At 69.7% G+C, this 8,464-nt stretch carries 7 protein-coding genes and 1 pseudogene; 6 read left to right on the top strand and 2 right to left on the bottom strand.

All coding sequences use genetic code 11. The features are described from left to right. Positions 1–36: 36 nt before the first annotated feature. Positions 37–1,641 (bottom strand): acyl--CoA ligase family protein, encoded by a 1,605-nt coding sequence (locus tag DEU38_RS14435; RefSeq protein ID WP_114722094.1) that lies wholly within the window; start codon positions 1,639–1,641, stop codon positions 37–39. A 147-nt stretch (positions 1,642–1,788) separates the two neighbouring features. On the opposite strand from DEU38_RS14435, the gene DEU38_RS14430 reads away from it, so the two are divergent. Further along, the gene (locus DEU38_RS14430) at positions 1,789–2,640 is read left to right on the top strand and encodes a LuxR C-terminal-related transcriptional regulator (protein WP_114722166.1); all 852 of its coding nucleotides are present in this window, start codon (positions 1,789–1,791) and stop codon (positions 2,638–2,640) included. Here DEU38_RS14430 and DEU38_RS14425 read toward each other — a convergent pair. Next, positions 2,630–3,910 (bottom strand): MFS transporter, encoded by a 1,281-nt coding sequence (locus DEU38_RS14425; protein ID WP_258557906.1) that lies wholly within the window; start codon positions 3,908–3,910, stop codon positions 2,630–2,632. The two genes, DEU38_RS14430 and DEU38_RS14425, sit on opposite strands and share 11 nt — an antisense overlap. Positions 3,911–3,984: 74 nt before the next feature. Here DEU38_RS14425 and DEU38_RS14420 point away from each other — a divergent pair, with 74 nt between their 5' ends. The 5 genes and pseudogenes from DEU38_RS14420 to DEU38_RS14400 all read left to right on the top strand — a co-directional run bounded on the left by DEU38_RS14420 (position 3,985) and on the right by DEU38_RS14400 (position 8,464). Next, a complete protein-coding gene (locus tag DEU38_RS14420) occupies positions 3,985–4,692 on the top strand; it encodes a FadR/GntR family transcriptional regulator (RefSeq protein WP_114722164.1) in 708 nt (235 codons plus the stop codon). Beyond that, positions 4,693–5,152 (top strand): annotated as a pseudogene (locus DEU38_RS14415) (gamma carbonic anhydrase family protein). Between the two features lie 237 nt (positions 5,153–5,389). Beyond that, positions 5,390–6,550 (top strand): magnesium and cobalt transport protein CorA, encoded by a 1,161-nt coding sequence (locus DEU38_RS14410; RefSeq protein WP_114722093.1) that lies wholly within the window; start codon positions 5,390–5,392, stop codon positions 6,548–6,550. Between the two features lie 249 nt (positions 6,551–6,799). Beyond that, a complete protein-coding gene (locus DEU38_RS14405) occupies positions 6,800–7,327 on the top strand; it encodes an OsmC family protein (protein ID WP_114722163.1) in 528 nt (175 codons plus the stop codon). Positions 7,328–7,390: 63 nt separating this feature from the next. Further along, complete coding sequence (locus DEU38_RS14400; RefSeq protein ID WP_114722162.1) at positions 7,391–8,464, top strand: ATP-dependent DNA ligase; 1,074 nt, start codon at positions 7,391–7,393, stop codon at positions 8,462–8,464.

The following is an 8,464-nucleotide window of genomic DNA, read 5'->3' as shown; positions in this document are numbered from 1 at the left end:
TGCCCCGCCGGGTGGACCGGCGGGGCACCACCCGTGTCAGCTGTGCGACTTCCGCAGCTCGAACTTGAGCACCTTGCCGGTCGGGGTGCGCGGCAGGTCGAGCGGGAAGACGATCTCCTCGGGCACCTTGTACCGCGCGAGCAGCGCGCGGGTGTGCTCGACGATCTCCTCGGCGGTCACCGTGTGTCCCGGCTTGACGATGACGAACGCCTTGGGTCGCTCGCCCCACTTCTCGTGCGGCACACCGACGACGGCGACATCCAGCACGGCGGGATGCGCGATGATCGCCTGCTCCACCTCGACCGTCGAGATGTTCTCGCCGCCCGAGATGACGATGTCCTTCGCGCGGTCCTTGAGCTGGATGTAGCCGTCCGGGTGCATGACGCCCAGGTCGCCGGTGTGGAACCAGCCCCCGGCAAACGCCTGCGCGGTGGCCTCCGGATCGCGGTAGTAGCCGAGCATGACGTTGTTGCCGCGCAACACGATCTCGCCCATCGTCTCGCCGTCGGCGGGCACGTCCGCCATGTTGTCGTCGACGATGCGGGCGTTCTCGGCCTGCAGCATGCCGACACCCTGCCGGGAGATCAGCGCGGCCCGCTCCTCGGGCGACCGGTCGTTCCACGACTCCTGGAATTCGCAGATCGTGTACGGCCCGTACACCTCCGTGAGGCCGTACACGTGCACGACGGTCACGCCGAGGGTCTCGAGCTGCGCGATGACGGTCGGCGACGGGGGAGCGCCGGCGGTCGTGATCCGCAGCGCGTCCACCGGGTGCGCCTGCTCGGCGCCGGCGATCGTGGTGCACACGGCGGGGGCGCCGCACAGGTTGGTGATTCCGAGGTCGTCGATCGCGTCCCAGATGGCGTCGGCACGCACCGCCCGCAGGCACACGTGGGTGCCGGCCGCGGCGGTCACGGCCCACGGCGTGCACCAGCCGTTGCAGTGGAACATCGGCAGCGTCCACAGGTACTTGGTGTTGCCGTCGAAGCCGTTGTGGAACGTCTCGCCGAGCGAGTTCAGGTAGGCGCCGCGGTGGGAGTACATGACGCCCTTGGGCTTTCCGGTGGTGCCGGACGTGTAGTTGATGGCGATGACCTGCTGCTCGTCGTCGACGCCCCAGCGGAGTGGCTCGTCGGACAGGCCGTCGCGGCTGCGCAGGAACTCGTCGTACTGCGCGGTCGTCACACCGGCGGGGACGTCGGGGCGCGGGATCGTCGAGTCCGGTATCTCGACGATCTCGGCGACGCTGCCGACGTTCTCCCGCACGGTGCGCACCGAGCCCACCAGCTCGGAGTCCACGAACAGGATCCGGGCCCCGGCGTGGTCGAGGATGTACTCGAGCTCGGGTCCGGCCAGTCGCGAGTTGAGGGCGATCAGCACACCGCCGGCCAGCGGCACCGCGAAGTGCGCCATCAGCATCTCGGGGGTGTTGGGGCACAGGTAGGCGACCCGGTCGCCCGGTTCGATGCGGCTGCGCAGCACCCGTGCGAGCTGCGCCACCTCGTTCGCGAACTCGCGATACGTGTAGCGGCGGTCCCCGTGGATGATCGCGGTCTTGTCGGGGAACACCGATGCCGAGCGGTCCAGGAAGCGCAGCGGACTGAGCGGTGTGTGGTTCGCCGAGGCGGACAGTTCGGACACGAGTACCTCCGTGGTGATCGCAAGTGACGGGCGTTACACACCGCCGGATCCGACGCTATGGGGCACAGTCCGGCGGCCGCTACCCTCTGAAGTGGGTATCCGCGGTGGGTGCCCGGAATTCCGACGAACAGCGCACCGAACGAACTGATGACCGACATCCTGAGGCCGAGCGACGAGGACGCGATCCGCGCCGAACTCCGATATCTGCGCACCAGCACGACGCTGCCGGTGCTGTTCGGAGGCATGGTCGACGGGCCCAGCATGCGGCTGTCGGGCTTCGTCGGGACCCGCGGTGCGATGCTGCGTGATCTCGTGATCGACACCGAATGCGGACTGGGCGGTCGGGTGATCGCCGAACAGCGGCCCGGTGCGGTCCAGGACTACGCGAACTCCCGGCACATCACCCACGACTACGACCACGAGGTGGCCAGCGAGGGGATCGAGTCGCTGCTCGCGGCGCCGGTCGTGGTGCGCGGGACCACCCGCGCCGCGGTGTACGGCGGCCTGCGCGCCAACCTGCCGATCGGTGACGTGATGGCCGAATCGGTGATGCGGTCGGCGCGCAAACTCGCCCACGAGATCGAGATCCGCGACGAGGTCGACCGCCGGGTCGCGATGATCGAGAATGCGCGCACGGCACCGGACGCGTACCGGGACCCGAAGATCTCGGCGGGCATCACCGAGAGTTACCTGGCTCTGCGGGCGATCGCGGACCGCCTCGACGACGACGCCCTCGGCGCCGAGGTCAGGGCGGTGGAAGGAAAGCTGCGCGGGCTCACCGTCGGGGCGACCGAGCCCGCGAGGGTGACGCTGTCGCCCCGCGAGTTCGAGGTACTCGTCCACGTCGCGCTCGGCTGCCGCAACGCGGAGATCGGCGAGCGGTTGGGTCTGCGCCTCGACACCGTCAAGAGCTACATGCGCAACATCATGACCAAGCTCGAGGTCCGCAGCCGGCACGAGGCCGTGGTCGAGGCACGGCGGCAGGGGCTCATCCCGTAGCGTCGTCGGACCGTCGGATCATGTTCAGCGCCAACGCGATCAGGCAGCTGACGGCGGCAACGAGGGAGAACTCGGCCACCGCGGTCGACATGCCCTGGTAGGTGACGAGGAGACCCGCGGCGATCGCGGGCACGCCGAGCCCGACATACGTGAGCGTGAAGAACGCGGCCAGGACCGCGCCACTGGACTCGCGGGCGTGCAGGGCGACCGCGGTACTGACGCGCTGCATGCCGCCGGTGAACGCCAGTCCGTGTCCGATGCCGACGCCGGCGGTCACGACGAGGAGCAGGGCCAGGCTCGGCACGCGGTCGACGACCGACAGCCCCAGCATCCCGGCACACATCAGGCCGAGGCCGAGGCGCTGGGCGACGAGGGGGTCGAGGCCACGCATGCCCAGCTGCGCCACCACCGAGCACGACATCACCAGCGCGGCCGTGGCCGCCCCGACCAGCAGGTTCGACATGCCGAGCATCTCCGCGATCCAGGACGGCACCACCGACTGGAACAGGCCCACCGCCGCCCACGCGATCGCGGCCGGGACCGTTGCCAGCAAGAAGACGGACCGGATCGCGCGTGGAATCCGTGGCATCTCGATCAGACGCCGCCGCGGTGGGTGCGGCGAGGCGGCCGACGGCTCGGCGCGTTCGGGTGTCGGCAGTACCAGCAGCGCGACGAGTCCCGGGATCAGCGCGAGTCCGAACAGTGTGTAGGGGAGGACGAGTGGATGCGGCAGGTACTCGGCGACGGCGCCGGCGATCAGGGGGCCGAGGGCCGCGCCGGCCGCCGTGCTCGCCGTCGCGGCACGGGCGGCCCGCACGGGGTTGTGGCCGGGCACGTGCTCGAGCAGTGCCGCCGTCCCGGCGGCCGAGCACGCACCCACGGAGAGGCCCTGCAGGATGCGGCCGACGAACAGCCACGCCGTCGACTCCGCGAACGCGAGGACGGCGATGCCCCCGAGGCCCGAGGCGAGTGCCGCGATCAGGACCGGACGGCGCCCGATCCGGTCCGACAACGGGCCGAAGAAGAAGAGCGCCGGCACGAGGGCGGCGGCGTAGACCGCGAAGATCGCCGTCTGCGTGACCGGGCTGAACCCGAACTCGGTGCGGTAGACGCCGTAGAGCGCGGTCGGCATGTTCGCCCCCACCAGCAGGATCACCAGCACGTACCCGAGCCCGTGGAAGTGCCGCGCCGGCCACCGTCGGGCGGATCTCGTCGCGCGGTCGGTCGGGTCGGTCACGGGCGGCGTTCGGAGGTCGGTGGCTGGGCGCACGAGGACATCCTACGTAGGACGTCCTATGTATGCTGGACGGGGAAGGTGTCCGCGGCTCGTGTGAGGATGAACCGGTGACGGTGGTGCAGAAGGAATCGGCGTATCAGCAGGCGCTCGACTGGATGCGTGCCCGGATCTCGACCGGAGACTGGCCGATGGACCAGCGCATCCCGACGGAGCCGGAGCTGGCGACCCTGCTCGGTGTCGGCCGCAACACGCTCCGCGAGGCGATCAAGTGCCTCACGTCCACCGGCATGCTCGAGATCCGTCGCGGGTCGGGCACGTTCGTCCGCGCCCGTACCGACATCGGTGGCCTGCTCACCCGCCAGGTCGCGGTATCCGAGATGCTCCACGTCTACGAGGTGCGCCGCGCGCTCGAGCTCGAGGCGGTGCGACTGGCGTGCCTGCGCCGCACCGACGACGACGTCCGACGCCTGCGCGAGGCACTCGACCTCCGGGATCGGACCGGACGCACCGGCGACGGCGCCGACTTTGCCGACGCGGATCTGGCCTTCCACGTCGCCGTCGTCGCGGCCGCCCACAACCCCGTGCTGGACGAGCTGTTCGCAGGCATCGCCGAGCCGCTGCGGGCCACCTACGACTTCACCGACGGCGTCCACGAACCCGCACTCGGCGCGGCCCACCACGAGCGGGTGGTCGAGGCCATCGAGCGACGCGACGAGTCACGCGCCGGGCACGGTGCCTGCGGCTACCTCGACCTGTTCGTCGCCGCGGTGCACGAGCGGCAGGCCGATGTGGCAGGTCCGTCGAACAGCGGGTAGATGCACTCGGGGACAGACATCCCCGAGACGAAAGGTGTTTGCCGCGTGGAGATCTACCGACTGGGCGACCTGGTTCCCGACATCCATCCCACCGCCTTCGTGCATCCCGACGTCGTGGTGGTCGGGGCCGTGACGATCGGCGCCGAGGCGTCCCGGTGCGGACTGCGTCGTCGGGCACAACGCGCACATCGAGGGCGCGGTGGTCGAGGACCGGTGCCTCATCGGATCGATGTCCACGAGCCTGCAGCGTGTGGTGGTGGGCACGGGCACCCTCGTCGGCGCGACCGCGCTGCTCACCGAGGGCACCGTCGTCCCGCCCCGATCGAGAGTGCTCGGCGCGCCGGCAACCGTTGCGCCGCATCCTGATCCGGACGCCTTTGCGGAGGGGCTGCGTCGCGGTGTCGCCACGTACGTGGCCAAAGCGGCGCGGTATCGGTCGGACATGGAGCGCATCGACTGACCGCTCCGGTTGTCGCGTCCGGTGCTGCCGGAGTAGGGTGTCGTCGTTCGGGTCGACCCGCGCCCGCGGATCTGCGGGGTTCGAGGAAGAGGAGGTGGGGCTAGTAATGAGTAGCCAACCTCCGAGTACCAGTTAAACAGGACAATCCACGCCATCCACTCCGATGGCGTTCGACTGGTGTCCGTGGGACCGCGATCGGCGGTCCGGATCGCGGACCTTCCCGAAAGCTGTATTCGTATGCGTGAAAAGCGTCCGATTCGCTCGATCCTCCCTCGCCGCGCCGCCGGTACCGCCGACGACGTGGTCTCGCCCGAGCATTCGATGGCACCGCGACACCCGGGGCAGACGCCACCGGCCGCGGCCCAATCCGGCGTCGTGGAGTCCAGCGTCGTCAACAGCGCGGTCTACCGCGACGGCCGCCGGATCTCCTCGCCGGCGACCCTCGCGGAAGCACTCGCGAGCCTGCCCGACGAGTCGTCGATGGCCTGGATCGGTCTCTACCGTCCGGACGACGCTCAACTGAACGCTGCGGCAAAGCAATTCGACCTGCACGAGCTCGCGGTCGAGGATGCGATCGTCGCGCACCAGCGGCCCAAGCTCGAGCGGTACGGCGACACGCTGTTCGTCGTGCTGCGCGCCGCGCGGTACCTCGACGAATCGGAGAGCGTCGACTTCGGCGAACTGCACATCTTCTGCGGCCCGACGTTCGTGCTCACCGTCCGGCACAGCGAGTCCCCGGACCTGTCGGCCGTCCGGGACCGCATGGAGGGCGACCCGGAACTGCTCAAGCTGGGGCCCGAGGCGGTGCTGTACGCGATCCTCGACGCCGTGGTCGACGGCTACGCGCCCGTCGTCGCGGGTCTGCAGAACGACATCGACGAGATCGAGACCGAGGTCTTCAGCGGCGACCCCATGGTGTCCCGGCGTATCTACGAACTCTCCCGAGAGGTGGTCGAGTTCCAGCGCGCCACCAAGCCGCTGCTCGGCATGCTGCGCGCACTGTCCGCGGGCTTCGACAAGTACAACACCGACGAGGAACTGCAGAAGTACCTGCGGGACGTGACCGACCACGCGACGACGGTGGTCGAACGGGTCGACGGCTTCCGGGAGTTGCTCGGCAGCATCCTCGCGCTGAACGCGACGCTGGTCTCGCAGGCGCAGAACGAAGAGATGCGCAACATGACCGAGGCCAGCTACGCGCAGAACGAGGAGATCAAGAAGGTCTCGGCGTGGGCAGCAATCCTGTTCGCGCCCACCCTGATCGGCACCGTGTACGGCATGAACTTCGACAACATGCCCGAATTGCACTGGGCCGGCGGGTATCCGTTCGCGTTGATGCTCATGGTGCTCACCTGTACCGGGCTGTACACGATCTTCAAGCGTCGCGGCTGGCTGTAGACCGGGCCGGGCGGTCCGGCTACAGTCTCAGGCGTGACCTCACTTCGCGCGATCGACTCCGGTGAGCTGCTGACGCGGCGCCGCCATGTCGATTTCGCGCACGTGTGTACGTCCGGGTGTCGGCGGGTCTGATCCGACCCGCCCCCGGCGCGAGTGTCTCGCCGCCGGGATCACTTCACGCGCGCCGTCATCGCACGCGCCGTGATCACGCACTCGGCATTCACACACACGAACGATGGGATCTCACCCGTGACCACTGCATCCGTTTCACACCTGTCCTCGATCGTCTCCGCCACCGCCGACGCGGTCTCCCGGGACGCAGCGAAGGCGAACGTCGTCTTCCGCGCGTCGGCCCGGGCCCACGACGCCGTTGCCAGCACCGTCTCGCTCGGTAAGTACACGGTCGAGGTGGACGAGCCGCCGGCGCTCGGCGGCGAGAACACCGCCCCCAACCCGGTGGAGTACTACCTGGCCTCGCTGCTGTCGTGCCACGTCGTGACGTACCGGTTCTGGGCCGAGAAGCTCGGTATCCGGGTCGACGACATCACCGCCCGCGCCGAGGGCGACCTCGACGTGCGGGGCTTCTTCGGGTTCGACGAGACCGTGCGGCCCGGCTTCGGCGAGGTCCGCGTCGTCGTGAACGTCACCGGCCCGGAGTCGCGGGAGCGCTACCTCGAACTGCACGAGGCGGCCGAGGCACACTGCCCCGTCCTGGACCTGACGCGTAACCCCACTCCGGTCACCTCGGTCCTCGAGACGCCCGCCGCAAACGGCTGATCGGGGGCACCGGCCGCGGCGAACAGCGCGCGAACAGCGGGTGCGGGTGTCACTATGGACGCCGTGGACCTGCCTATCGCACCACCGCTGCAGCCGATGCTGGCCAAGGCCGCGTCCGGAGTGCCCGAACAACCGGCCGGTGAATCCGTCTGGTCGTACGAGCCCAAATGGGACGGATTCCGCGCCATCGTGTTCCGCGACGGCGACGACGTGGTGCTCGGCTCGCGTGGCGGCAAGGACCTGGCCCGGTACTTCCCCGAGATGGTCGAGGCGGTGCGGGCCGAACTGCCGCCACGCTGCGTCGTCGACGGCGAGCTGGTGGTCCCCCGGGAGATCGGCGGCCGGACCCGGCTGGACTGGGGCTCGCTCTCCGAGCGCATCCACCCGGCCGACAGCCGGGTGGAGCTGCTCGCGGAGCAGACCCCGGCGCAGTTCATCGGATTCGATCTACTGGCGCTCGGCGACGACGACTTCACCGCGCGCCCGTTCGCCGAACGCCGCAACGCACTGCTCGATGCGGTCGGCGGTGGACCGAGCTGTCACGTCACGGCGGCCACCCTCGACAGTGCCACCGCGCAGCGCTGGTTCGAGACGTTCGAGGGAGCGGGACTCGACGGCGTCGTCGCCAAGAGGCTCGACGGCCACTATCTGCCGAACAAGCGGGAGATGGTGAAGGTCAAGCACTCTCGAACCGCCGACGTCGTCGCGATCGGCTACCGGCCGCACAAGAGTCAGCCGGGCATAGGGTCGATCCTGTTGGGGCTGTACGACGGCGGCGAGTTGCACATGGTCGGCGGCGCGTCGGCCTTCACCGCGAAGCGTCGCGTCGAGCTGCTCGCCGAACTCGAACCGTTGCGGGTCGGCGACGACGTCGTGGCCGAGGGGGAGGCCACCCGCTGGCGCTCGAGCGCCGACCGCAGCTGGATTCCGCTCCGCCCCGAGCGCGTCCTCGAGGTGGCGTACGACCAGATGGAGGGCGGGCTCGGCGAACGCGGCAGCCAGGCCGGGGTGCGGTTCCGGCACGCGGCGCGGTTCCTGCGGTGGCGCCCCGACCGGGCGCCGGAGTCGTGCACGTTCGAGCAACTCGAGGTTCCGCTCCGCTACGACCTCGCCGACGTCCTGACAGGGGAGGGCTGA

Origin of the sequence: Rhodococcus sp. AG1013, assembly GCF_003350365.1 — a bacterium.
Taxonomy (GTDB): domain Bacteria; phylum Actinomycetota; class Actinomycetes; order Mycobacteriales; family Mycobacteriaceae; genus Prescottella.
Note: the sequence above shows the minus strand (reverse complement) of the source record. Positions and strands in the feature narration are given on the sequence as shown.